General features: G+C 71.7%; 25 protein-coding genes. 11 read left to right on the plus strand and 14 right to left on the minus strand.

Annotation, left to right across the window (positions count from 1 at the left end; translation table 11 throughout):
- Positions 1-82: 82 nt before the first annotated feature.
- Genes A3CE_RS0132280 through cofC form a run of 3 tightly spaced genes read right to left on the minus strand, consistent with a single transcriptional unit; the run spans position 83 to position 4,129 of the window.
- The gene (locus A3CE_RS0132280) at positions 83-1,036 is read right to left on the minus strand and encodes an NUDIX hydrolase (RefSeq protein ID WP_020644241.1); all 954 of its coding nucleotides are present in this window, start codon (positions 1,034-1,036) and stop codon (positions 83-85) included.
- Entirely contained in the window at positions 1,033-3,441 is a 2,409-nt protein-coding gene (locus A3CE_RS0132285; RefSeq protein ID WP_026469090.1) for an RNA degradosome polyphosphate kinase, read from the minus strand. The genes A3CE_RS0132280 and A3CE_RS0132285 overlap by 4 nt, the downstream gene beginning before the upstream one ends.
- A 55-nt stretch (positions 3,442-3,496) precedes the next feature.
- The gene (gene cofC / locus A3CE_RS0132290; RefSeq protein WP_020644244.1) at positions 3,497-4,129 is read right to left on the minus strand and encodes a 2-phospho-L-lactate guanylyltransferase; all 633 of its coding nucleotides are present in this window, start codon (positions 4,127-4,129) and stop codon (positions 3,497-3,499) included.
- Positions 4,130-4,755: 626 nt separating this feature from the next.
- On the opposite strand from cofC, the gene A3CE_RS0132295 reads away from it, so the two are divergent.
- From A3CE_RS0132295 to A3CE_RS0132305, 3 genes are all read left to right on the plus strand, one after another.
- Positions 4,756-5,478 carry a lysophospholipid acyltransferase family protein gene (locus A3CE_RS0132295; RefSeq protein ID WP_020644245.1) on the plus strand — a complete coding sequence of 241 codons (723 nt, stop codon included), beginning with the start codon at positions 4,756-4,758 and terminating at the stop codon, positions 5,476-5,478.
- Complete coding sequence (locus tag A3CE_RS0132300) at positions 5,478-6,494, plus strand: NAD(P)H-dependent glycerol-3-phosphate dehydrogenase (RefSeq protein ID WP_020644246.1); 1,017 nt, start codon at positions 5,478-5,480, stop codon at positions 6,492-6,494. Before A3CE_RS0132295 ends, A3CE_RS0132300 begins: the two co-directional genes overlap by 1 nt.
- 186 nt (positions 6,495-6,680) lie before the next feature.
- Complete coding sequence (locus A3CE_RS0132305) at positions 6,681-7,160, plus strand: cysteine dioxygenase (RefSeq protein ID WP_020644247.1); 480 nt, start codon at positions 6,681-6,683, stop codon at positions 7,158-7,160.
- Positions 7,161-7,289: 129 nt separating this feature from the next.
- Here the strand turns inward: A3CE_RS0132305 and A3CE_RS0132310 are convergent, their stop codons facing one another.
- The 6 genes from A3CE_RS0132310 to A3CE_RS0132335 all read right to left on the minus strand — a co-directional run bounded on the left by A3CE_RS0132310 (position 7,290) and on the right by A3CE_RS0132335 (position 12,148).
- A complete protein-coding gene (locus tag A3CE_RS0132310) occupies positions 7,290-8,267 on the minus strand; it encodes an asparaginase (RefSeq protein WP_020644248.1) in 978 nt (325 codons plus the stop codon).
- A gap of 13 nt (positions 8,268-8,280) precedes the next feature.
- On the minus strand, positions 8,281-9,114 hold the full coding sequence (locus A3CE_RS0132315; RefSeq protein ID WP_020644249.1) for a class I SAM-dependent methyltransferase: 834 nt from the start codon (positions 9,112-9,114) through the stop codon (positions 8,281-8,283).
- The gene (locus tag A3CE_RS0132320) at positions 9,111-9,491 is read right to left on the minus strand and encodes a VOC family protein (RefSeq protein ID WP_020644250.1); all 381 of its coding nucleotides are present in this window, start codon (positions 9,489-9,491) and stop codon (positions 9,111-9,113) included. Before A3CE_RS0132320 ends, A3CE_RS0132315 begins: the two co-directional genes overlap by 4 nt.
- 62 nt (positions 9,492-9,553) lie before the next feature.
- Entirely contained in the window at positions 9,554-10,294 is a 741-nt protein-coding gene (locus A3CE_RS0132325; RefSeq protein ID WP_020644251.1) for an FAD:protein FMN transferase, read from the minus strand.
- Positions 10,291-10,791 carry an FMN-binding protein gene (locus A3CE_RS0132330; protein WP_020644252.1) on the minus strand — a complete coding sequence of 167 codons (501 nt, stop codon included), beginning with the start codon at positions 10,789-10,791 and terminating at the stop codon, positions 10,291-10,293. The genes A3CE_RS0132325 and A3CE_RS0132330 overlap by 4 nt, the downstream gene beginning before the upstream one ends.
- 10 nt (positions 10,792-10,801) lie before the next feature.
- Positions 10,802-12,148, minus strand: coding sequence for a ferredoxin reductase family protein (locus A3CE_RS0132335; RefSeq protein WP_020644253.1), 1,347 nt, complete (start codon positions 12,146-12,148; stop codon positions 10,802-10,804).
- Positions 12,149-12,295: 147 nt separating this feature from the next.
- On the opposite strand from A3CE_RS0132335, the gene A3CE_RS0132340 reads away from it, so the two are divergent.
- Together A3CE_RS0132340 and A3CE_RS0132345 are read left to right on the plus strand one after the other, a co-directional pair.
- Positions 12,296-13,009, plus strand: coding sequence for a response regulator transcription factor (locus A3CE_RS0132340; protein ID WP_020644254.1), 714 nt, complete (start codon positions 12,296-12,298; stop codon positions 13,007-13,009).
- Entirely contained in the window at positions 13,006-14,427 is a 1,422-nt protein-coding gene (locus A3CE_RS0132345) for a sensor histidine kinase (RefSeq protein ID WP_020644255.1), read from the plus strand. Before A3CE_RS0132340 ends, A3CE_RS0132345 begins: the two co-directional genes overlap by 4 nt.
- Here A3CE_RS0132345 and A3CE_RS0132350 read toward each other — a convergent pair.
- A complete protein-coding gene (locus A3CE_RS0132350; protein ID WP_020644256.1) occupies positions 14,399-15,055 on the minus strand; it encodes a pyridoxamine 5'-phosphate oxidase family protein in 657 nt (218 codons plus the stop codon). The genes A3CE_RS0132345 and A3CE_RS0132350 overlap by 29 nt on opposite strands.
- A gap of 80 nt (positions 15,056-15,135) precedes the next feature.
- Here A3CE_RS0132350 and pdxR point away from each other — a divergent pair, with 80 nt between their 5' ends.
- A complete protein-coding gene (pdxR, locus tag A3CE_RS0132355; RefSeq protein WP_020644257.1) occupies positions 15,136-16,509 on the plus strand; it encodes a MocR-like pyridoxine biosynthesis transcription factor PdxR in 1,374 nt (457 codons plus the stop codon).
- 87 nt (positions 16,510-16,596) lie between these two features.
- Here pdxR and A3CE_RS0132360 read toward each other — a convergent pair whose 3' ends face one another.
- A complete protein-coding gene (locus A3CE_RS0132360; protein WP_020644258.1) occupies positions 16,597-17,133 on the minus strand; it encodes a DUF3515 domain-containing protein in 537 nt (178 codons plus the stop codon).
- Between the two features lie 19 nt (positions 17,134-17,152).
- Positions 17,153-17,386 (minus strand): Lrp/AsnC family transcriptional regulator, encoded by a 234-nt coding sequence (locus tag A3CE_RS0132365; RefSeq protein WP_003091994.1) that lies wholly within the window; start codon positions 17,384-17,386, stop codon positions 17,153-17,155.
- Between the two features lie 137 nt (positions 17,387-17,523).
- Here A3CE_RS0132365 and A3CE_RS0132370 point away from each other — a divergent pair, with 137 nt between their 5' ends.
- Positions 17,524-18,480, plus strand: a complete 957-nt coding sequence (locus tag A3CE_RS0132370; RefSeq protein ID WP_020644259.1) for a thiamine-phosphate kinase — start codon at positions 17,524-17,526, stop codon at positions 18,478-18,480.
- Positions 18,481-18,496: 16 nt separating this feature from the next.
- On the plus strand, positions 18,497-18,976 hold the full coding sequence (locus tag A3CE_RS0132375) for a GNAT family N-acetyltransferase (protein WP_020644260.1): 480 nt from the start codon (positions 18,497-18,499) through the stop codon (positions 18,974-18,976).
- Here the strand turns inward: A3CE_RS0132375 and A3CE_RS0132380 are convergent.
- Entirely contained in the window at positions 18,963-20,177 is a 1,215-nt protein-coding gene (locus A3CE_RS0132380) for a glycoside hydrolase family 27 protein (protein WP_245589621.1), read from the minus strand. The genes A3CE_RS0132375 and A3CE_RS0132380 overlap by 14 nt on opposite strands.
- A gap of 33 nt (positions 20,178-20,210) precedes the next feature.
- On the opposite strand from A3CE_RS0132380, the gene A3CE_RS0132385 reads away from it, so the two are divergent.
- Genes A3CE_RS0132385 through A3CE_RS0132395 form a run of 3 tightly spaced genes read left to right on the plus strand, consistent with a single transcriptional unit; the run spans position 20,211 to position 22,289 of the window.
- Positions 20,211-20,741: a gamma carbonic anhydrase family protein gene (locus A3CE_RS0132385; RefSeq protein ID WP_020644262.1), complete on the plus strand. Its 531-nt coding sequence runs from the start codon at positions 20,211-20,213 to the stop codon at positions 20,739-20,741.
- 30 nt (positions 20,742-20,771) lie between these two features.
- Positions 20,772-21,449 (plus strand): uracil-DNA glycosylase, encoded by a 678-nt coding sequence (locus tag A3CE_RS0132390; RefSeq protein ID WP_020644263.1) that lies wholly within the window; start codon positions 20,772-20,774, stop codon positions 21,447-21,449.
- Positions 21,450-21,509: 60 nt separating this feature from the next.
- Entirely contained in the window at positions 21,510-22,289 is a 780-nt protein-coding gene (locus A3CE_RS0132395; protein WP_020644264.1) for an alpha/beta fold hydrolase, read from the plus strand.
- Between the two features lie 122 nt (positions 22,290-22,411).
- Here A3CE_RS0132395 and rpmB read toward each other — a convergent pair whose 3' ends face one another.
- Positions 22,412-22,603 (minus strand): 50S ribosomal protein L28, encoded by a 192-nt coding sequence (gene rpmB, locus A3CE_RS0132400; protein ID WP_003091970.1) that lies wholly within the window; start codon positions 22,601-22,603, stop codon positions 22,412-22,414.
- Positions 22,604-22,691: the final 88 nt, after the last annotated feature.

Here is a 22,691-nt window from a genome sequence, read left to right on the forward strand (position 1 = left end):
CAGCCCAGCGGGACCCGGGACAAGTACACCAAGATCGACTGTCAGGACGCTGTCTCGTGACGGCGGGGTGTGGACGGCCGGCTCAGTGGCGGCTGGGGGAGGGGGCCGGGAGCGCGCTCGGGTGGTAGTCCGCCGCCAGGAGCAGGGGGCCTTCCTCGGCCGTCGGCGGGCGGAACGACAGGACCCAGAACGAGCCCTTCTTGCTCGGCACCACGCCGCCGCGCGCCGCCGAAAGCTCGACGCCGTCGCGGTCCGCCAGCGCGCTCACGAGGTCCGGGATCACGCCGCCCTGGCTGCACACCACCGGCGTCCCGCCGTCGCCTGCCAGCGCCAGCAAGCGCGCCAAGCCCAGCACCGGATCGGGCCAGTAGCCTTCTTCCGACAACAACGGCTCGTGCCGCACCTCGCCGCCGGCGTCCTCCGCGACGCCGTGCACCGTCTGCACGCACCGCAGCCGCGGCGCCGACAACACCCGGTCCGGCCCGAACAACGCCAGCACCCGCCGCAACGCCGCCGCCTGCCGCAGCCCCGCCTCCGACAACGGCCGCAGATCGTCGTCGCCCGTCCACGCGTCCCGCTTGCCCGCCTTCGCGTGCCGCACCAGCAGCACCGTCGTCAGGCCCACCGGCAGCTCGCAGAAGGCCCGCAGCACCCGCACGTCGTCCGGCCGCGTCAGCGCTTTCTCCGCCGCCGTGGGCTCCAGCCAGCGCAGCTCGTCGACCTCGTCGTTCGCCTCGAACTTGCCGGACACCGCTTCCGCGGTGAAGTAGTCGACCGTTTTCGGCACCGTCCCGGAGCCGTGCCGCGACGGCACCGGGTACGCCGTCCGGGCCAGGTACCGGCCGAGGATCGCGGTGAACCCGGTCTCTTCCCGCACCTCGCGCACCGCGGCCTCGGCGATCGTCTCGCCCGGATCGAGCTTTCCCTTCGGCAACGACCAGTCGTCGTAGCGCGGGCGGTGCACCAGGGCGACCTCCGTCGCCCGCCCGGCGCGACGCCACAGCACCGCGCCGGCCGCCCGTACCTCATGGGTCATCCGGCGGCCCCGTGCAGCTTCGCCAGTTCGGCCTGGTGGTCCCGCACGCGCGAACCGCCCGCCGGGAACGGCGTCCATTCGCCGCTCGCGGTCAGCACCCAGCACCGCGTCTCCGGATCCAGCGCCGAATCGAAGATGTTGTCGAGCTGCGCCGTGAGCTTCGGGTCCTTCACCCGCACCAGCGCCTCGATCCGCCGGTCCAGGTTCCGGTGCATCATGTCCGCGCTGCCGATCCAGTGCGTGCCGCCGGCGCGGAAGTGGAAGACGCGCGAGTGCTCCAGGAACCGGCCGAGGATCGACCGGACGTGGATGTTCTCGGAAAGCCCTTCGACGCCGGGCTTCAGCGTGCAGATTCCGCGCACGACGATCTCGACCGGCACGCCGGCCTGCGACGCGTGGTAGAGCGCGTCGATGATCTGCTCGTCGACGAGCGAGTTGCACTTGATCCGGATCCCGGCCTGCTGCCCGGCCCTGGCCAGCTCGATCTCCTCGCCGATCGCGCGCACGATGCCGCGGCGGATCCCGTGCGGCGAGGTCAGGATCGTCCGGTAGGTGTCCTGCCGCGAGTAGCCGGTCAGCACGTTGAACAGGTCCGTGACGTCCGCGCCGATGCTCGGGTCGGCGGTGAACAGGCCGATGTCCTCGTAGAGCCGCGCGGTCTTCGGGTTGTAGTTGCCGGTGCCGATGTGGCAGTACCGGCGGATGGTCGAGCCCTCCTGGCGCACGATCATCGACACCTTGCAGTGCGTCTTCAGCCCGACGAGGCCGTACACGACGTGCACGCCCGCGCGCTCCAGCGTCCGCGCCCAGGTGATGTTGGCCTGCTCGTCGAACCGCGCCTTGATCTCGACCAGCGCGACGACCTGCTTGCCCGCCTCGGCGGCGTCGATCAGCGCGTCGACGATCGGGGAGTCGCCCGACGTCCGGTACAGCGTCTGCTTGATCGCGAGGACCTTCGAGTCGGCCGCCGCCTGCTCGATGAACCGCTGCACGCTGGTCGAGAACGAGTCGTACGGGTGGTGCACCAGCACGTCACCCTCGCGCAGTGTCGCGAAGACGCTCTTCGGCGTCTCGCGCTCGCCGAACGCCGGGTGCGTCGCCGGGACGAACGGCCGGTCCTTGAGCTCTTTGCGGTCCACACCGGACAGCTGGTGCAGGCAGGTCAGGTCGAGCAGCCCGGGCACCTCGACGACGTCGGCCGGGTCGACGTCCAGCTCGCGCAGCAGCAGCTCGAGCATGTGCTCGCTCATGTCCTGCGCGACCTCGAGGCGCACCGGCGGGCCGAACCGGCGCTGCGCCAGCTCGCGCTCGAGCGCCTGCAGGAGGTCCTCGTCGCGGTCCTCGTCGACCTCGAAGTCGGCGTTGCGGGTGACGCGGAAGACGTGGTGCTCGGTGACGTCCATCCCGGTGAACAGCTCGCCGAGATGCGCCGAGATGAGTTCTTCGAGCGGCAGGAACGTCGCTGTGCGGCTCGTGCGCTCGTTCTCGACGCGCATCAGCCGCGGCACGTTGCTCGGCACCTTCACCCTGGCGAAGCGCTCGGTGCCGCCCTCCGGGTCGCGGACCGTGACGGCCAGGTTGAGCGAAAGGCCGGAGATGTAGGGGAACGGGTGCGCGGGGTCGACGGCCAGCGGCGTCAGCACCGGGAAGATCTGCTCGGAGAAGTAGCTCGACAGCCGCAGCTGGTCGGCGCCGGACAGGTCGGTCCAGCCGACGATCCGGATGTCGTGCTCGGCCAGCTGCGGGCGCAGGTGCTTCTCGAACGCGCCGGTCTGCCGCTCGACCAGGTCCTGGTTGCGCTTGGAGATGTAGTCCAGCTGCTCACGCGGGGTGAGCCCGTCCGCGCTGCGCACCAGCAGGCCGGTCTCGTCGCGGCGCTTCAGGCCGGCGACCCGGACCATGTAGAACTCGTCCAGATTGGACGCGAAGATGGCGAGGAACTTGGTCCGCTCCAGCAGCGGCTGCGACTCGTCCTCGGCCAGCGCGAGCACGCGGGCGTTGAAGTCCTGCCACGAGAGCTCGCGGTTGAAGTACCGGTCGTCCGGCAGCGTCTCGACGGCGGTCGGCGCGGCGGTGACAGCGGGTGGCGCCGACGGCACGGCACGGAACTCCTCGGCGCCGCGCGGGTTGCCGTGGGTGGCGCTGCGGCGCCGCGTCGTCGCCGGGGTGGTGGCCGCCGAGGTGGTCTTGCGGGTTCTGGCCTTGCCGGCGGTGGCACGGGCGGCGGTGTCGCGCGCGGTCGACTTCGACGGGACCTTCTTGGCCGCGGCCGGTTTGGCGGTGGCCGGTTTGGCCGTGCTCGATCGGGCGGCCGTCTTCTTCGCCGTCTCCGAAGATCCGTTCGCCGGGTTCCGTCGCCTCCGCGGTGCGGGTGTGCTGCCGTCGTCTGTGCTCACGGCCCCCATTCTTCACTAAGGCACGCCGGATTGCGCAGGCCGTGGTGAAGGTCAGATGAACAGCTCAACGCGATACCCCGGGCTGTTCGCCGAGGTGGGCGGCGGTGTGTTTTCCGACACCGAGCACACGGACGTGGGCGAGATCATCCGGAGTGTCGACGTCACTGCGCAGGGTCGGCAGGGCCTGGCCGAGGGGAATCGCCCCCGACGCCGCGTGCTTCCGGGCCGAGCCGGGCCCGAATTCCGGGGAGAGGGGCGCGCCGGGCGCGGACAGCAGCAGGGTGGTGCCGGTGCCCTGGCGATCGGCGACGAAGGCTCTCCGCCCGGCTGCTTCGGTCAGGGCAGCCGTCAGGTCGCTGGCGCGCAGGGCGGGAAGATCGCCCTGGAGCGCGCCCACGACGGCGGCCGGATCGTCGGCTTTCAGCAGGGCTTCGCCGTGGCGGAAGGCGGCGTTGAGGGTCCTTTCGCCGGACTCGGCGACGATCTCGACCCCGAGTTCGCCCAGTTCGGCGACGGCCAGCGGATCGGCCGCGACGAGCAGCACCCGCCGGACGCGCCCGGCCGAGACGACGGCGGCGAGCGTGTCGGCGGCGAGCGCCAGGACCAGCCCGGCGTGCCGGCCCGTCTCGACGGCACCACGCAGCCGCGACTTGCCGTCGCGGGGGTGTTTCATCGGCACGACCAGATCCACGTCCACCCGTCCATCTTTACCGGAAAGGCGCGGCGGGTGCGGCCGGCCGGACGGAGTTGTCCACAGGCGACGGGTGTTGTGGACAACTGCGGGGCCGGTGGGGTCCGGGGCGGGGTTTTGTCGGGTCCGGGCGCTAGCGTCGAATTCGGGGGTGCCCCGTTGGGGGATGGCGGCCCCCTTGGGAGGGCGGGTTGTGTGTGTGGGCTGTGTGGGGCGGGCTGTGTGGGGCGGGCTGTGTGGCAAGTCGTCCGGCTCTGGCGATCTGCCGCTGCTGCCGCGGTGTCTTGAATGACTCATTCAGGTCTTCGGAGGTCCTGAATGAGTCATTCAAGACCTTCGGAACCACGGCCCCGCCCGGCTGACGGCGGTGAAGCGGTCGAGCCGGCGACTCGCCCGACCACTTGAACGACCCTTTCACCTCGTCCGACGAGGTGAAAGGGTCGTTCATGACATCGCCGCGGCGGCCGAGTCCTGGCCCTGCCTTGGGAGAGCGGGCGGTGGGCTTCTCGACCGGGCGGAAGTGCCCCGCGAGGTCGTCGGAGGTGGGCCCGAACTGCTCCTGGCCAGGCTCAACCGACCCTCCCTGGACCGCGCTGACCCCGGCGCGGCAGGATCTGGGGCGGACGTCAGCTGTGGAGGAGGAGATCGTGGCCCGGCGTGAAAAGGGCGGCTTTTGGGTGGGGCTCGCCGCCGTACTGTTCTATCCGCTGACGGCGATCGTCGCCCGGCGGGTGTACGTCGGGGCCGAGAAGATCCCCCGGCAGGGGCCCGCGCTGCTCGTCATGAACCACATCTCGCACCTCGACCCTGCCGTCGATGCAGTCTTCGTGCACCGGCAGAAGCGCGTCCCGCGGTTTCTCTACAAGGAGAGCCTGAATCGCGCGCCGATCCTCGGCCCGATCGTCTCCGGGTCCGGGCAGATCCCCGTTTCGCGCGGGTCGACCGCCGCCGGGGACAGTCTCAAGGCCGCTCACCAGGCGCTGCAGGACGGCAAGATCGTCGTCATCTACCCCGAAGGCACCATCACCAGGGACCCGGCGGGCTGGCCGAAGGAGTCCTTCACCGGCGCCGCCCGGCTCGCGCTGCAGAACGACGTCCCGATCATCCCGGTCGCCCGCTGGGGCACCAGCCAGATCTTCGACGGCTACGCGAAGAAGTTCACCCCCTTCCCGCGCAAGACGATCACCCACTCCGTCGGTGACCCGCTCGACCTGTCCGCCTACCGCGGCGGCAACACGCGCAGCGCGTCGAAGCTGCGGGAAGTCACCAAGATCATGATGGACGACGTGACCCGGCTGCTCGGCGAGATCCGGCACGAGGAACCGCCGTCGGCGAAGCCGGGGGACCCCGTCTGATGCGCGCCGATGTGCAACGGGTCACCGTGCTCGGTGCCGGTTCGTGGGGCACCGCCTTCGCCAAGGTGCTCGGCGACGCCGGCCGTGACGTCACGATGTGGGCGCGCCGCGAGCAGGTCGCCGAGGACATCCGGGAGCGGCACACCAACAGCGCGTACCTGCCCGGCATCGCGCTGCCGGAGAACATCACCGCCACCAGCGACGCCGCGAAGGCCCTGGACAAGGCCGAAGCCGTGGTCCTGGCCGTGCCCAGCCAGAGCCTGCGGGCGAACCTGACGGCGTGGCGCGGCCTGCTGCCGCCCGACGCGATCCTCGTCAGCCTGGCCAAGGGCGTGGAGCTCGGCACGCTCAAGCGGATGAGCGAGGTGATCGGCGAGATCGTCGGGATCGACTCCGGCGAGGTCGTCGTCGTCACCGGCCCGAACCTGGCCAAGGAGATCGCCGCCGGCCAGCCGTCCGCTTCCGTGCTGGCCTGCGCCGACCACGAACGCGCCGTCGCGATCCAGCGTGCCTGCGCCAACTCCTACTTCCGCCCGTACACGAACACCGACGTCGTCGGCTGCGAGCTCGGCGGCGCGTGCAAGAACGTCATCGCGCTCAGCACCGGGATGGCCGCCGGCCTCGGGCTCGGCACGAACACCATGGCGACGCTCATCACCCGCGGCCTGGCCGAGATGGCCCGGCTCGGCGCGAAACTGGGTGCCGACCCGCTCACCTTCGCCGGGCTCGCCGGGGTCGGCGACCTGGTCGCGACCTGCTCGTCGCCGCTTTCGCGCAACCGCACCTTCGGGGAGCGGCTCGGCCGGGGCGAGACGCTGGCGCAGGCGCAGGCGGCGGCCGGCGGGCAGGTCGCCGAGGGCGTCATGTCGTGCTCGTCGATCCGGGCCCTCGCCCAGAGCCTCGGTGTCGACATGCCGATCACCGACGCCATGCACCGCGTCTGCCACGAGGGCGTCGACCCGCGGCAGGCCGGGGCCGAGCTGCTGGGACGGTCGCAGAAACACGAGTGGTCCTGATCTCCCGGCAGGTGGGACGTCTTGACCGGGCGGGATGCGGCTGGGACTCTATTCGCATGTTCGCGTACGTCATGTCCGGGTCGAGGGTCCCCATGGGCCTCGGCGCGAGCGTGCGCGCGTGTCGCTGTTGTCGGTGAACCCCGCCCCGGCCCAGCTCGACACCCCTTTTCTTCCGTGAGGACCCTCATGTTCGCCGTTCCGGACAACACCCTGCTGCGTCCCGAGAACCCCGCGCTGCGCCACCCCGTGCGCGTCGCGCTGGAGGTCGCCGCCGACCGCGACCGCTGGCGCCACCTGCTGCGTTACGACCCCGAAGAGCGCTTCGCGACGCTCGTGTCGAAGGACGAGCAGCAGGAGGTGTGGCTGATGGGCTGGCTGCCCGGCCAGCGCACCGACCTGCACGACCACGCGTTCGCCAGCGGCGCGTTCACCGTGGTCAGCGGGCACCTCACCGAGGCCGTCGCGCGCCGGGCGCCGGGCGGCCGCGCGGTCACCGAACTGCACGCGCTCTCCGCGGGGCAGTCGCGGGTCTTCGGGCCGGGGTACGTGCACGAGGTGCGCAACGAGGGCCCGGACCCGGCGGTCTCGGTCCACGTCTACCGCGACGCGGGCCGCGCGATGCGTCCCTACCACCTGGACGCCCTGGGCGGCCCGGTCCTGGACTGACCGGCGCAAGTCCGTGAATGGCACATTCACGGTCCATCCATGCCCCCACCACCACCCTCAACGGAGGCGCTGACGCGCCGCAGCGTCAATTCAAGTCCCTCGATGTGCCATTCACGGACTTCGGCGAGGTCAGTCCAGGTCGCCGCGCAGACGGAACTCGCGTTCGATGTCGGCGCGGGTCGCGCCGGTCGCCAGCAGGGTGTGGAGCAGGATGCGGGCCTTGCGCGCGTCCAGCCAGCCCGCCATCGTCGCGCCCATCGCGATCAAGCTCGACTCCGAGCCGTGGAAGCCGTACGTCGAGCGCAGCGTCGGGCCCGCTCCCGTCCGCGAAGCGACCACGACCGGCAACGACGGCGCCAGCCGCCCGATCACGTCGGCCGTGCCTGACGACACGTGCCCCGCACCGGTGGCCGCGATCACGACCCCGCGCACGTCCGGCTGCGAAGCGACGTGCGAGAGCATCGCGCCCGAGTCGTCCAGGCCGGCTTCGACCACCGGGACCAGGCCGCCGAAGTCCACACCCGTGAGCCCCGGCAGGCGAGGCGGCGACGGGTGGAAGTAGTGCACGGCGTTCTCGACGACCATGCCCAGCGGTCCCGAGGGCGCCGACGAGAACGCGTCGAGCCGGCTCGAGTGCGCCTTCCGCACCCAGCGCGCCGCGTGGACGTCGTCGTTGAGCGTCACCAGCACACCGCGGCCGCGGCTGCGCGGATCGGCCGCCACCGTGAGGGCGTTGCGCAGATTCGCCGGGCCGTCCGGGCTGAACAGGCCGGCGTTGCGCATCGCCCCGGTGACCACCACCGGGATCTCCGACGGCCAGCCCAGGTCGAGGAAGTACGCTGTCTCCTCGAGGGTGTCCGTGCCCTGGACGACGACGAACCCGTCGGCGTCCTGCCGCAGGCCCCACTCGAGGCAGCGCAGGAGCGTCGCGAAGTCCAGCGACGCGCTGCCGATCCCGGCCAGCGTCTCCGCCAGGACGTCCATCGGCAGGTCGCCGAGCCCGCCGAGCAGGTCGGCCGCGCCGAGCCGGGGGACAGCACCGCCGCCGGCGTCGGCCGGGGCCATCGAAATGGTGCCGCCGAGGGTGGCCACCGCGATCAAAGGCATGCGGCCACCCTATTCAGCCGGCCTTGACCGCCTGGAGCGTGTAGCTCGCCGCGAGCCGCGACGGCGTGTCCTTCAGCCGCCATTCGCCGGTGGCCTCGTCGAGCACCATCTGCCCGGGCAGCGCGTTCCACGGCACGCTGTCGTGCTCGGTGAAACCGGTTACGGCCAGCCCGTGGTCCAGCAGGGCCGTGATGATCTCGCCCAGCGAGTGGTTCCAGGAGTGGGTGACGCTGTGCTCCAGCGGCCGGTCGACGGTGACGTACGTCCCGGGGTCGTCGAAGACCAGCGGCTCGGCGTGCTCGAAGTACGAGTACCGCGGCACCGGCGGATCGTTTTCGTCGAGCGTCCCCAGCATCGGATGGCCTTCGCGGATGAAGAGCCGTCCGCCCGGCTTCAGCAGGCCGGCGACGACCGACGCCCAGCGCGCGGCGGACGGGAGCCAGCACAGGGCGCCGATCCCGGTGTAGACCAGGTCGAACCGCTCGGCGCCCAGCACCTCGACGGCGTCGTGGACGTTCGCCTCGTGGAAGTCGATCGAAGCGCCCGCCGCCGCCGCGAAGCGCCGGGCTTCGGCCAGCGCCGCGCCCGAGAAGTCCAAGCCCGTCACGGACGCGCCGAGCCGGGACAGCGACACCGTGTCCGTGCCGATGTGGCACTGCAGGTGCACCGCGCGCAGCCCGGTGAGGTCGCCCAGGCGTGGCCGGTCGAACCGCACGACGCCGCTCAGGTGGGCCGGGTCCGCGGCGTACCGGGCGAAGTCGTAGTCCGGCGATGCCGCGTGCAGCACCGCGCGTTCGTCCCAGTTGGCCTTGTTGACGGCGAAGCCGACGGCGAACGAGTCCGTCACGACGTCGCCGCACGTTCGGCCGCGCTGCGCAGCACGCAGAACTCGTTGCCTTCGGGGTCGGCGAGCACGGCCCAGCCGGTGCCGTCGGGTTTGCGCTGGTCGTTCACCAGCGTCGCGCCGAGGCCGAGGATCCGCTCGACCTCCTCGTCGCGCGGGATGTCCGGCTGCAGGCACACGTGGAGCCGGTTCTTCACCGTCTTCGGCTCCGGTACGCGCAGGAACAGCATGTCGATCCCGCCTTCGAGCTGGATGCCGGTCTCGTCGTCGCCCGGCTGGTCCTCCTCCGGGATCGGCTTCCCGGTGACCTGGCTCCAGAACTGGCACAGCTTGTACGGGTCGGCGCAGTCGACGGAAACGTGCAGGACGGACGACGGCATGGCACTCCTCAAGGACGGGTGCCGCCGAGTCTGGCCGAGCCACCCGATAAGGGCGAACCGATTTACGACGCCAGCGCCAGCCCCGCCGTCCGGTGCACCCGGCGGCTGTCGTCGACGACGAGGATCTCGCAGTCCGGCCGGTCGGCCGCCCACGTGATGCCCTCCGGGCCCATGGCGAACGCCGCGGTGGCCAGCGCGTCCGCGGTGACCAGGTCCCTGGCCACGACGGTGACGCTCATCAGCCCGGTCGCCGGGGCGCCGGACCGGCCGTCGAGGATGTGCGAGCCGCGCTCGTACGCCGCCGACGTCGCGATGGCGCCGTTGCGCGACTCCAGCACCGCGCACACGGCGAGGGGCTGTTCGGGGTGGCGCACCCCGACCCGCCACGGGCGGCCGGGCTCCGGCTCGCCCGCCGTGACGACGTCGCCGCCGGCGTTGAGGCAGAACGTCGTCGCGCCTTCGGCCTTCAGCATGTCGGCGGCGCGCTGCACCGCCCAGCCCTTCACGACCGCGCACGGGTCGAGGCCGCGTCCGGGCAGCCGCGCGCGGAACGCGCCGCCGGAGAGCTGCTCGTAGTACGCGCAGAGCTCCAGCACCTCCAGGAGGTCCTCGCTCAGCTCGGCGGCCGTCAGCTCGCCGCGGTCGTAGCGGCTGACCTCACTGTCCTCTTTGAACGGGCTGAACCGGGCGTCGACGTCGCGGAACCACGCGAAGACGTCGTCGACGACCTCGGCGAAGTCACCTTCGTCACGCAGGTCGAGGGAGATCGGCAGGCCCATCACCTGTTCGACGCGGTTGGTCATCGTTTGCCTTTCGCATCGATCGCGGCTTGCAGGGATGTCTTGTACGACTCGCTCGTCTCGGTCGCGCCGGTCACTGTGTCGATGTTCGCGCTCTGCGCCTTGATCGCTTCTTGCTGCAGCTTCGGGAGAGCGGTGAGCGACCGCCCGCCGTCCGGGGCCTGCAGCAGCGTGATGACGGCGATCCGCGAGCCGGTGAACGTCACCTGCACCTGCACGGTGCCGTACTGGCTGGACTCGGCGCTGCCCTGCGTGGTCACCGTCTCGTCAGGAGTGTCCCGTGCGGACGGACTGTCCGAAGTAGAGGGAGCAGGCTGACCGGCCGAAGTGGACGGAGCGGCCGGTGTGGTTGTCGGAGCGGCCGAGGTGACCGGTGCGGTGACGACCGGGGGTGGCGCCTGGGCGACGGCGGCGGTGTTGTGCACTGGGCCGGGCTCGAACCGCCAGACCGCGATGAACCCGGCGATCGACAGCGCGACGACGAAAATGGTCTTCTTCACAGCGATCCCCCTAAGCCGCAAGGCTGAAGCGTTCGGCGTGGACCTGGGCGTTCGGCACCTTCAGCTCGCGCAGGCTGCGCAGCACCGCCGACGTCATCCCCGGTGGACCGCAGACGAACACGTCCCGCTCGTGCACGTCCGGCACCATCATGTGCAGGTTGGCCGGGCCGAGCATCACACCGCGCGGGCCCACTGCCTGGTCCGGTCCGGTGAGGACACTCACGACGGCGCCGCGGGCCTTGGCCAGCCCGTTCAGCTCGGGCAGCAGTACCGCGTCGGCCTGGGAACGCACCCGGTACAGCACGACGACGTGGCCGTCGATGTCCTCCAGCAGCGCGCGGATCGGGGTGATGCCGACGCCGCCCGCCACGAGCAGCGCGTTGGGCCGCCGCTGGTGGATCGTCGTGAAGGCGCCGTACGGGCCTTCGGCGAACACCCGGGTGCCGACCCGGAGGTTGCGCAGCCCGGCGCTGGAGTCGCCGAGGGCCTTCGCGGTCAGCCGCAGGGTGCGGCCGTCCGGCGCGGCCGAGATCGAGAAGGGGTTGGCCTGCCACCAGCGGTCCTTCGTGAGGAACCGCCACAGGAAGAACTGGCCCGCCTTGACCGGCATCTTGTCCAGGTGCTTGCCGGTCATGTAGACCGAAACGACGTCCGGGGACTCGGAAACCACCGCCGTGACGCGCAGCTGGTGACGCAGGTTCCGCCACATCGGCAGGACGACGCGCCCGGCGAGCACGGTGGCGCCCGCCCCGAGCCAGAGCGTCCACCAGTACGCCTTCGCCTGCTCCGAGCCGGCGAACGACTGGCCCAGCGCGATCTGGTGCGTGAACGCCAGCACGATCGCGGCGTAGGTGTAGAGGTGGATGAAGTGCCACGTCTCGTAGGCGAGCCGCTTGCGTGCGAACTTCGCCGAGGCAGCACCGACGATGAGGATCACGGCGAAGGCGACCAGCGCCCGCAGGATCCCTTCGAGGGTGTTCGCCATCTCGACCAGTTCGTCGACGACCCCCTTGTTCGAGACCTCCGCGTAGCCCATGGTGATGAACACCAGGTGCGCCAGCAGGGTCCAGAGGATCGTGAAGCCGGTCCAGCGGTGCCACGTGGTCAGCCGGTCCATCCCGAGCCGGCGGTCCAGCCAGGGCAGCCGGGCCACCAGCAGCAGCTGGAACGCCATCGACAGGGCGCCGTACAGCCCGGCGAGCCTGCCGATCGTGATCAGCACGTTCTGCGAGACTCCGGCCTGCACGAACAGGACGGTGACGGCGGCCACGTTGGCGCCGAGGAAGAGGAAGAGGCCGGATTTCGCGGCGATCCGGGGGCGGATCGCCGGGCGCGCGGCCTCGGCGGTCTGCGTCATGCTGCTCACACGGATTCCCCTTCGGTTCGGTTCACGAAGGCCAGCCTCACCGCGCAGCCTGTGGCGAGGCTGGGTGCCCGCTGTCGGATTCCTGTCGGCCCGCCCCACCGCCTCGCCCGGTGGCCCGCCGCGGGAGAAGATGACGGGGTGCCGACCTCCGAACCCGTGCGCCTGCTCGTCGTCGACGACGAGCCGCACATCGCCGATCTCGTCGCGACCGTCGCCCGGTACGAAGGCTGGCAGGCGGTCACGGCCGGGTCCGGGCAGGCCGCGCTGAGCCGGGCCGCGGAGTTCGGGCCGGACATCGTCGTGCTCGACCTGATGCTGCCCGACCTCGACGGCTTCACCGTGCTCGATCGCCTGCGGGAGAACGGGAACGCGGTGCCCGTGGTCTTCCTCACGGCGAAGGACGCGACGGCCGACCGGATCGCCGGGCTCACCCGCGGGGGTGACGACTACCTCGTGAAACCGTTTTCCGTCGAGGAGCTGATGGCGCGGCTGCGGGCGGTGCTACGGCGCAGTTCGGGCGTCGCGCACCAGCCCGAAGCGCGCGGGGCCGTGCTGCGGGTCGGCGACCTGACCCTGGACGAGGACACCCGCGAGGTCCGCCGCGGCGAGCGGCTCGCCGAGCTGACCCCGACCGAGTACGAGCTGCTGCGCTACCTGATGCGCCGCTCGCCCGCGGTGCTGACCAAGGCGCAGATCCTGGACCACGTCTGGGAGTACGACTTCGGCGGCCGGTCCAATGTGGTCGAACTGGTCATCTCGCACTTGCGCCGCAAGGTCGACGCGGGTGACGGCGAACCGCTGATCCACACCGTGCGCGGCGTCGGCTACGTCGTGCGCCCGGCCCACCGGTGAAGGGCTTCTTCACCCGGTGGTACGGGGCCTGGCAGCGCACGCGGCTGGGCACCCGGATCACGCTCGGCCTCGGCGCGCTCGCGCTCGTGGTGTTCGCGGCCGTCGGCGTCACGACGGTCGGGATCATGCACGGCTACCTCGACCGGCGGCTCGACGAGCAGCTGTCCAAGAGCCAGAACACGCAGCTGCCGATGTTGCGCGAGACGCACGGCTCGCCGCAGTCGGTCTACTCCTGGTACTCGGAGCTGTACAAGGTGCAGGACGGCGTCGCGACGCCGTCTTCGGGCGGCAAGCCGCCCGAAGACGCCCAGCAGCTGGCGAAGATCGCCGCGGAGGGGCTGAACGGCGACGTCACCCGCACCCTGTACCTGCGCGGCGGCGAGCCGTACCGGGTGCGGGCGTGCCCGGTCGACACGGATTCGGTGCTCGTGAGCGCCGCGCCGCAGCGGGATCTCGACAACACCGTCCAGCAGCTGGTCGGGGTCGAGGCTGGCGCGTTCGCGCTCGCGCTGGCCGTGCTCCTGGTTGTCGGACGGCTGGTGCTGCGCCGTGGCCTGCGACCGCTGGCGGACATGGCGGGGACAGCGCACGACATCGCCTCCCACGACCTCACGGCGAACCCGGACCTGCCGGTGCGCGCGGCCGGCACCGGTGGCGGCGCCGAGGTCGAAGAGCTGCGGACGGCGTTCAACGTGATGCTGGCCCACATCGACACGTCGCTGGCCGCGAAGACCGAGGCGAACGAGCGGCTGCGCCGGTTCGTCGCGGACGCCTCGCACGAGCTGCGGACCCCGCTGACGTCGATCCGCGGGTACGCCGACCTCTTCCGCTACGCGGCGGCGAACGAGCCCGAGGAGCGGGAAGCGCACCTGGCGAAGATCCGCGAGGAGACGGCGCGGATGAGCGTGCTCGTCGACGACCTCCTCCTGCTGGCCCGGCTCGACGCGCGGGCCGCCGAAACGCCGTTGCGGCCCGAGCGCACCGACCTGGCCGAGCTGGCCGGCGACGCGGCCGACGCGTTCGCCGCCGGCCGGCCCGACCATCCCCTGACGTCGGACCTGGCGGCGGCGCCGGTGGACGCCGACCCGGTGCGGCTGCGGCAGGTCCTGGACAACCTGCTGGCCAACGCGGCCGTGCACACCCCGCCCGGGACCTCGGTGCACGTCGCCGTGACGGTCGAGGGCGCCGAAGCCGTCGTCCGGGTCGCCGACACCGGGCCCGGCATCGCGCCGTCCGTTCAGGAGCGGATCTTCGACCGCTTCTTCCGCGTCGACGATTCGCGCACGCGCGGCAACGGCGGCACCGGGCTCGGGCTGTCGGTGGTCCAGTCCTTGGTGACGGCCCACGGCGGCACGGTCGGCGTCGATTCGCGGCCGGGCCGGACCGTCTTCACCGTGCGGTTGCCGCTCGTCCCGTGACGTGCGGCGGCGGCGTCCAGCCGGGGGAGAGGTCCGCTGACGGCTCGGGTGCGCCGAAGACCGTCCGCACCGGCAGCACGCCGGCCCAGGCGGTGTCCGCGCCGACGTCGTCCGGTTCGTCGTCCGGGCCCTCGGCACGCATCTTCACCGACGCCTCCGCCAGGTCCAGCGCGAGGACGCTGACCGCGGCGAACTCCTTCGCGTTGACCTCGCGCGCGTGCTCCCACGAGCCGGGCGCGAGGTGGTCGGTGAGCACCTTCAGGCCGTGCAGCTTCGCTTCGGGTTCGACGACCGGCTTCGCGGTGCCGAAGACCACGGCGCTGCGGTAGTTCATCGAGTGGTTGTTCACCGAGCGCGAGTAGACGATGCCGTCGAGGAGCGTCACCGTCACGCAGACGTCGACGTCCTGGGTCGCCGCGCGGAGGCTGGCCGCGCCGGTCGAGCCGTGCAGGTAGAGCGTGTCGCCGTCGCGGCCGTAGCCGGTCGGCAGGACCAGCGGCACGCCGTCGCGGACGATCCCGAGGTGGCAGATCAGGCCTTCGTCCAGGACGGCGTGGAGGGCTGAGCGGTCGGTCACCGCGCGGTGCTTCTTGCGGCCGAGCGTCGTGCGGGGCGTGGGGGAGAGCATGCGACCAGCGTCTCCCGCGGCAGTGGCCTCGGAAAACGGCCACTTCTCGTACACTCGGGAAGTCCACTTGAGGAGGTCCCGTGTCCCACGCCGACACCGCGCTCCCGGTCAGCCTCGACCGCGAGGCCGTCACGCCCCTGGCCGTCCAGCTGGCCGATGCGCTGCGCGAGGCCGCGGCGTCCGGGCACCTGCGCGGCGGCGACCGGCTCCCGTCGACGCGGGCCCTGGCCGGTCGGCTCGGCGTCAGCCGCACGGTGACGTCGGCGGCTTACGAGCAGCTCCACGCCGAGGGCTGGATCGCCGGGCGGCACGGCTCCGGCACCTACGTCACCACCCCGCCGACGCTGTCGGCCTCGGAAGTCCCCGTGCCCGGTCCGGTGCCGGGCGCGGAGGCCGAGATCTCACCGCTGCTCGACCTGGGGCCCGGCACGCCGTGGGCCGCCGGGCTGGACCGCGCGGCCTGGCGGCGCGCCTGGCGTGCGGCGGCCGACCCGGATCCGCTGGTCCGCGCCCACCGCGCGGGGCTGCCGGAGTACCGCGCGGCGGTGTCGGAGCACCTGCTACGCCACCGCGGGCTGGCCGCCGGGTCGGTCCTGGCCACCGGCGGGACGACGGCCGCGGTCGTGGAGCTGGCCGCCGCGGTGCTGCGACGCGGCGACGTCGTCGCTGTCGAAGAGCCCGGCTACCAGCGCGCGGTGCAGGCGTTCCTGCGGGCGGGGATGCGGGTCGTCGGCGTGCCGGTCGACGAGGAAGGGCTGCGGCCGGGGGAGATCCCGGCCGGCGCGCGGGCGGTGTACTGCTCGCCGGCGCACCAGTACCCGATGGGCAGCAGGCTGAGCGCGGCCCGCCGCGTCGAGCTGGTGGAGCGCGCGCGGTCCGACGGGATGCTCGTCATCGAGGACGACTACGACGGCGAGCTCCGCTTCGACGTCGCACCGCTGCCGATGCTGGCCGCGCTGGCCCCGGACGTCGTGGCGCACCTGGGGACCACGAGCAAGATCCTCACGCCGACGCTGGGCGCGGGCTGGATGGTGGCACCGGAGGCGATCACGTCGGCGGTGCTGGCCTACCGCGACCTGACCGGAACGCGGCCGTCGCCGGCCGGGCAGCGCGTGCTGTACGAATTCGCGCGGAACGGCGATCTGGGCCGCCACCTGCGGAAGCTGCGCCGGGAAATGGCGGAGCGGCGGACCCTGCTGGCGGGTGCGCTCTCGGGGGCGGGCATCCCGGTCCGCGGCGACGACGCGGGCGCGCACCTGGTGGTGCCGTTCCCGTCGGCCGCGGTCGAGGTCGCGGTGATCGAGGCGGCGGAACGGCGCGGCATCCGGCTGGACGGGCTGGCGCGGCACTTCGCGGGAACGCCGTCGGCGCACGGAGTGGCGATCGGGTACGCCGGGTGTTCGCGGGAGGCCTTGGTGGCGGCGCTGCCGGCACTGGTCTCACTGCTGCGCTGACAACGTCCAATGTGGACCATGCGGTGCTTGGTCCGTGAATGGCACATTGAAGGACTTCAAGTCCCTCAATGTGCCATTCACGGACCTTCAGGAGAATCGCAACGGGCGGGCGGGGAGGTTCGCGGCCACCGCGTCCGAGATTTCCTGCAGCGGGCCGGTCCCCGCGCTGTCCGGCACGGTGAGCGCCGCGTACACCTCACGGTCCACGACGTACCACGTCGACGCGCCTTCGCCGGGGACCTGCAGCCACTGGACCTTGTTCACCAGGCGCAGCTGGGCCGACGGCGTCAGCTCCGGCGGCCGGTTCAGGCCGCAGCGCAGCACCAGCGAGTCCGGTTCGCCCCACGCCATCGTCGCGGGCGGGGCCGGGGTGGCCAGCTCGCGGAGTTTCAGCCGGGTGCCGTTCGACGTCAGTTCGGTGGGCGCCGCGCCCAGCAACGCCGTGCACGCGGGCGAACCCGCGGCGGGCGCCGGGACGGGGACGAGCGCCAGCGGCCCCGTCTCCGGTGGCTCGGAACCCTTGGTCAGGGCGAACACGACGACGGCGACCGCGAGAGCCACGGCGAGCGCCGCGGCGGTGACGAGCACCACCCTGGGCGGGGCGCCGGTGTCGGAGTCGGGCACTCCCGGAACCTACTGAAGCTCAGAGGTGGACGACCGGGCAGGTCAGCGTCCGTGTGATGCCTTCCACGTTCTGCACCTTCGCGACCACGAGCTGTCCGAGCTGGTCGACGTTGTCGGCGGCCGCGCGGACGATGACGTCGTACGGTCCGGTGACATCCTCCGAGCTGGTCACACCCGGGATGCTGGAGATCTCGGCAGCCACCGCGGCCGCCTTGCCGACCTCGGTCTGGATGAGGATGTATGCGTGGACCACGGCGCGCCCTTTCGTCGGGATCTTGTCTCTCAAGGTAGGAACGTCATCAGCAACGTATCGCCAGCTCAGGGAAAAACATAGGGCATCCGACTATCGGTGATCGATCTTTGTCCCGGTAGAGAAAGCAGAGGTGACCGGTGTCACCGAACGACGGAACGGTCGCCGAGACCGGCGAGTTCGCGCTCATCCGCGCCGTCACCGAAGGACGGCGCCAGCCGCCGGGCACGCTGCTCGGCCCGGGCGACGACGCCGCCGTCGTCGCCGCTCCCGACGGCCGCGTGGTCGCCACCACCGACGTGCTCGTCCAGGGCGTCCACTTCCGGCTCGACTGGTCCACGCCCGAGCACGTCGGGCGCAAGGCCGTCGCGGTCAACCTGGCCGACATCGCCGCCATGGGCGCCACCCCGACCACCGTCCTGGTCGGCCTCGCCTGCCCGCCCGACACCCCGCGGGAAGTCGTCACCGGACTCGCCGACGGCATGTGGGCCGAGGCCGAACGCGCCGGCATCGGCGTCTCCGGTGGCGACATGGTGCGCGCCGACCAGCTCGTGATCAGTGTCACGGCGCTGGGCGACCTCGGCGACCGCGAGCCGGTGACGCGTTCGGGCGCCCGGCCGGGTGACGTCCTCGCGGTGAACGGACGGCTCGGCTGGGCGGCCGCCGGGCTGGCCGTGCTCGGCCGCGGCTTCCGGTCCCCGGTCGGCGTCGTCAACGCGCAGCGCTGCCCGGAACCGCCGTACGAAGCCGGCCCACGCGCAGCGCTCGCCGGGGCCACGGCGATGATCGACGTCTCCGACGGCCTGCTCGCCGACCTCGGCCACATCGGCGAAGCGTCCGGCGTCGGCATCGACGTCCGCACCGCCGACCTCGACATCCCCGCCCGGCTCACCGAGGTCGGCGCCGCCCTCGGCGCCGACCCCCTGGGCTGGGTGCTCACCGGCGGCGAAGACCACGCCCTGGTCGCCACCTTCCCGCCGTTCACCGAACTCCCCGACGGCTGGCGCACGATCGGCGTCGCCACGATGGCCGACTCCGGGATCACCGTGGACGGCAAGCCATTTTCCCGAGAAGGCGGATGGACGCACTGGCGCTGATCTAGGCTCGGGAAGCGTGAGAATCGTTCCGGTCCCCTACGACCACCCCGACGCGGCCAAGCTCGTGGCCGCGGTGCAGCAGGTCTACGTCGAGCGCTACGGCGGCGAGGACGCCACCCCGATGAGCCCGGCGGACTTCGATCCGCCGCAGGGCCTGTTCCTCGTCGGCTACCAGGGCGAGGAAGCGGTCGCCTGCGGGGCGTGGCGCGCCCACGACGGCCCCGAGCCGGCCTTCCAGCCGGGCGACGCCGAATTCAAGCGGATGTACGTCTCCGATTCGGCGCGCGGCCGCGGGTTCGCGCGGATGATCCTGTTCGAACTGGAACGCACCGCGGCGCTTTCCGGCCGCAAGCGCGCGGTCCTGGAGACCGGGACGAAGCAGCCGGAGGCGATCGCGCTCTACACGTCTTCGGGCTACGTCGAGATCCCGAAGTTCGGCGTCTACCGGAACGAGCCGGAAAGCCGCTGCTTCGGCAAGGACCTCACCGAGGGGTGAGCTTCAGCAGGGCCGCCTGATGCGGGCGCAGAGCCGCCGACACCGCGGTTCCGGCGTCCCGGTGTGCCCACAGGTCCCGGACGTGCCACGCGCCCGGGATCGCCGCGGAGACGGTCGCGGTGGTGCCGCCGGTGTTGAGCAGCACCACCGCGAAACCCCCGTCGCTCAAGGGTTTTCCCCACACCTGGTAGCCGGGGCCCGCGTCGAGCTGCCGCCCCTGGCCGCCCGCGAAGTCCTGGTCGACGGCGATCGCTTCCCCGTTGCCCAGCGTCGCCAGATCGGCGTCGCTCAGCTTCGCCGGATCGGTGCCGGCGAACAGCGGTGCGTTGAGCACGGCCCAGACGCTGAAGTGCGCGCGGGCCTCGTCGGCGGTCAGCGTGCCGTTGCCGACCTGCAGCATGTCCGGGTCGTTCCAGCCACCGGGCGAGCCACTGTGGACGGCGACGGCGGCCTGCCGGTCGATCGTGGCGAGCACGGAGTCCCAGGTCGGGGTCAGGTCGTAGGTGGTCCGCCACAGGTTCGCCACCGGCCGCGCCCAGGTCCACGGGCTCGAGACGCCGTATTCGGAAATGGCGTAGACCATCGGGCGGGGCAGCGCGGCGAGCTCGTCGCGCATCTTCTCGAACGCCGCTTTCCGGTCGAGGCCGTCGACGGTGTCGGCGTCGCACCAGTCGTACTTGAGGTAGTCGACGCCCCAGCGGTCGAACGTCTCGGCGTCCTGGCGCTCGTGGCCGAGCGAGCCGATGCCGGACGCGGGGTAGGCGTCGTTCGCCATGGCGCAGGTCCGGCTGCCGGGCACGGCGTAGATGCCGAAGAGCAGGCCGCGCGAGTGGACGTAGTCGGCGAGGTCGGCGATGCCGTGCGGGAACCGCTTCGGGTCCCCCTGCAGCGAGCCGTCGGCGGCGCGCCGCGGCGCTTGCCAGCAGTCGTCGACGACGACGTAGTGGTAACCCGCGTCACGCAGGCCGGTGTCGGCGAGCGCGTCGGCGGCCTTCTTGACGACGTCTTCGGTGAGGTCGTAGCAGCGGACCTGGTTCCAGCTGTTCCAGCCCATCGGCGGGGTCCCGGCCAGGCCGTTCGCCAGCGCAGGCGAGACCACCGGCAGGCTGAGCAGCCAGGTCAGCACGACGAGCAGGAGCACGAGGCCCGTGCTCCCGGTACTGGCGTTCCGGTTCGCGGCGATGCCGTGATCCAATCGCACGGCACGTGAAACCGCAGTCACCCCGGAGGCGGCATGCCGATCTACGCACTCGGCTCCCTCGAGCCGACGATCCACCCCGACGCCTACGTCCACCCCGATGCGACGGTGATCGGCGACGTCCGGATCGGCGCCCACGCGTCGGTGTGGCCGCAGACGGTACTGCGCGGCGACCACGGGTACATCGAGATCGGCGAGCGCTCGAACATCCAGGACGGCTGTGTCGTGCACTGCACGAAACGCCACCCGACGATCCTCGGCCCGTCGTCGGCGGTCGGCCACGCCGTGCACATCGAGGGCGCGACGATCGGCACGGGCTGCCTGATCGCGTCCGGTTCGGTGGTGCTGAACGGCTCGGTGATCGAGGACGGCGGCATGGTCGGCGCGGGCGCGGTCCTGTCGTACGGCTCACACGTCAAGACCGGGGAAATCGCGCTGGGCGTGCCGGGGAAGACGCGGGAGAACACGTCGTTCGGCCCGGAGGACATCGCGCTCGTGGTGGATTCCTACGTCGAGCGGGCGCGCCGGTTCCGGACCGAGCTGCGGCGGCTCGACCCGCTCGGGTGACGTCGGCCACGCCCGGTAGGCTTGCGCGCCGTGACCGCACGACCGCTGCAGGACATCGTCGAGGCAGGCTGGGCGAAAGCCCTCGAACCGGTGGCGCCGCAGGTCGCCGCGATGGGGGAGTTCCTCCGCGCGGAGATCGCCGCGGGCCGGACCTACCTGCCGGCGGGTGAACACGTGCTGCGGGCGTTCCAGCAGCCGTTCCACGACGTGCGCGTGCTGATCGTCGGGCAGGACCCGTACCCGACGCCCGGGCACGCGGTGGGCCTGAGCTTTTCGGTGGCGCCGGACGTCCGGCCGATCCCGAAGAGCCTGGTCAACATCTACAAGGAGTACACCGAGGACCTCGGCCACCCGCTGCCGTCGAACGGCGACCTGACGCCGTGGGCCGACCAGGGCGTGCTGCTGCTCAACAGGGCGCTGACGGTCCAGCCCGGCAAGTCGAACTCGCACCAGGGCAAGGGCTGGGAAGACGTCACCGAGCAGGCGATCAAGGCCCTCGCGGCGCGGTCCGAGCCGATGGTGGCGATCCTGTGGGGCCGCAACGCGCGCAACCTGCGGCCGATGCTGGGCGATGTCCCGTGCATCGAGTCGGCACACCCCAGCCCGCTCTCGGCGCACAACGGCTTCTTCGGGTCGCGGCCGTTCAGCCGGGCCAACCAGCTGCTCGCCGACCAGGGGGCCCAGCCCGTCGACTGGAAACTTCCCTGACGATCGGTGTCCGGATCGGCGTGACGGCTCCGACTGAGGGGTGAACCTTTGGAGGAAACCATGAACGTCACATCGGTCGACGGCACGTCCATCTTCTTCGAGCAGCGCGGCGACGGCCCGCCGGTGATCCTGATCGGCGGCGCGTTCAACGACCGGACGACCGTGGTGGGTCTGGCCGAGGTGCTGGCAGGCGACTTCACGACGATCGTTTACGACCGCCGCGGGCGTGGGGACTCGGGTGACACTTCGCCGTACGCGGTCGAGCGTGAGATCGAGGACATCGCGGCGCTGATCGCGCAGGTGGGCGGGACGGCGTCGGTGTTCGGCCACTCGTCGGGCGCGATCCTGGCCCTGGAGGCGGGCGCGGCCGGTCTGGGGATCGACAAGCTGGTGGCGTACGAGCCGCCGTACACCGTGGCGGACCGCACGTCGTCCGCGGACGATCTCGTGGACCGCGTGCGCGCCGCGATCGAGGCGGGCGACCGCGACGAGGCCGTCCGGCTCTTCCTGGTCGAGGGCGCGGACACCCCGGCGGAGCTGATCGACGGGATGAAGGCGGACCCGGTCTGGGGCTGGTTCACGGCGCTGGCGCACACGCTGCCGTACGACCTGACGATCGTCGGCCCGGGCGGCCGTCTCCCGGCGGACCGCCTGGCCCGGATCTCGACGCCGGCGCTGGTCATCGACGGCAGCGAGAGCCCGTCCTGGTTCGCCGCGACGGCCCGGGCGGTGACGGCCGCGATCCCGGGCGCCCGCCACGAGACCCTCGCCGGCCAGGACCACGGCGTCCTGCAGTTCCCGGAAACCCTCCGCGGACTGCTGACCGACTTCCTCAAGTAGGCAAGTTCGTGATGGCCACCTTGAGGAACTTAAAGTTCCTCAAGGTGGCCATCACGAACTTTGGCCGGGACGAAAAAATGGCGAGTGCTCTCCACGAGCACTCGCCACCCCGAAATTTCGTCTCAGCCGCGAACGACCTTGCCCGCCTTGATGCACGAGGTGCACACGTTCAGGCGCTTGCGCTGGGACACACCCACCTTGGCGTGGACGGTCTGGATGTTCGGGTTCCACCGGCGGTTGGTACGGCGGTGGGAGTGCGAGACCGACTTGCCGAAGCCGGGTCCCTTGCCACAGACGTCGCACACGGCAGCCACGTCGAACTCCTTTGGATCTGGGTCATAGAGATGAGCCCAGACGGACTGGGCAACTCGACCATAGTAACTACTGGCTTCGCGCGGTTCC

Origin of the sequence: Amycolatopsis balhimycina FH 1894 (assembly GCF_000384295.1) — a bacterium.
In the GTDB taxonomy this organism is placed as follows: domain Bacteria; phylum Actinomycetota; class Actinomycetes; order Mycobacteriales; family Pseudonocardiaceae; genus Amycolatopsis; species Amycolatopsis balhimycina.

What these genes read in the sequence shown, in the direction of transcription:
- A3CE_RS0132280 (WP_020644241.1), bottom strand. Translation starts at nt 1,036, where the DNA reads ATGACCCATGAGGTACGGGCGGCCGGCGCGGTGCTGTGGCGTCGCGCC.
- A3CE_RS0132285 (WP_026469090.1), bottom strand. Translation starts at nt 3,441, where the DNA reads ATGGGGGCCGTGAGCACAGACGACGGCAGCACACCCGCACCGCGGAGG.
- A3CE_RS0132300 (WP_020644246.1), top strand. Translation starts at nt 5,478, where the DNA reads ATGCGCGCCGATGTGCAACGGGTCACCGTGCTCGGTGCCGGTTCGTGG.
- A3CE_RS0132305 (WP_020644247.1), top strand. Translation starts at nt 6,681, where the DNA reads ATGTTCGCCGTTCCGGACAACACCCTGCTGCGTCCCGAGAACCCCGCG.
- A3CE_RS0132310 (WP_020644248.1), bottom strand. Translation starts at nt 8,267, where the DNA reads ATGCCTTTGATCGCGGTGGCCACCCTCGGCGGCACCATTTCGATGGCC.
- A3CE_RS0132320 (WP_020644250.1), bottom strand. Translation starts at nt 9,491, where the DNA reads ATGCCGTCGTCCGTCCTGCACGTTTCCGTCGACTGCGCCGACCCGTAC.
- A3CE_RS0132325 (WP_020644251.1), bottom strand. Translation starts at nt 10,294, where the DNA reads ATGACCAACCGCGTCGAACAGGTGATGGGCCTGCCGATCTCCCTCGAC.
- A3CE_RS0132335 (WP_020644253.1), bottom strand. Translation starts at nt 12,148, where the DNA reads ATGACGCAGACCGCCGAGGCCGCGCGCCCGGCGATCCGCCCCCGGATC.
- A3CE_RS0132350 (WP_020644256.1), bottom strand. Translation starts at nt 15,055, where the DNA reads ATGCTCTCCCCCACGCCCCGCACGACGCTCGGCCGCAAGAAGCACCGC.
- A3CE_RS0132385 (WP_020644262.1), top strand. Translation starts at nt 20,211, where the DNA reads ATGCCGATCTACGCACTCGGCTCCCTCGAGCCGACGATCCACCCCGAC.
- A3CE_RS0132395 (WP_020644264.1), top strand. Translation starts at nt 21,510, where the DNA reads ATGAACGTCACATCGGTCGACGGCACGTCCATCTTCTTCGAGCAGCGC.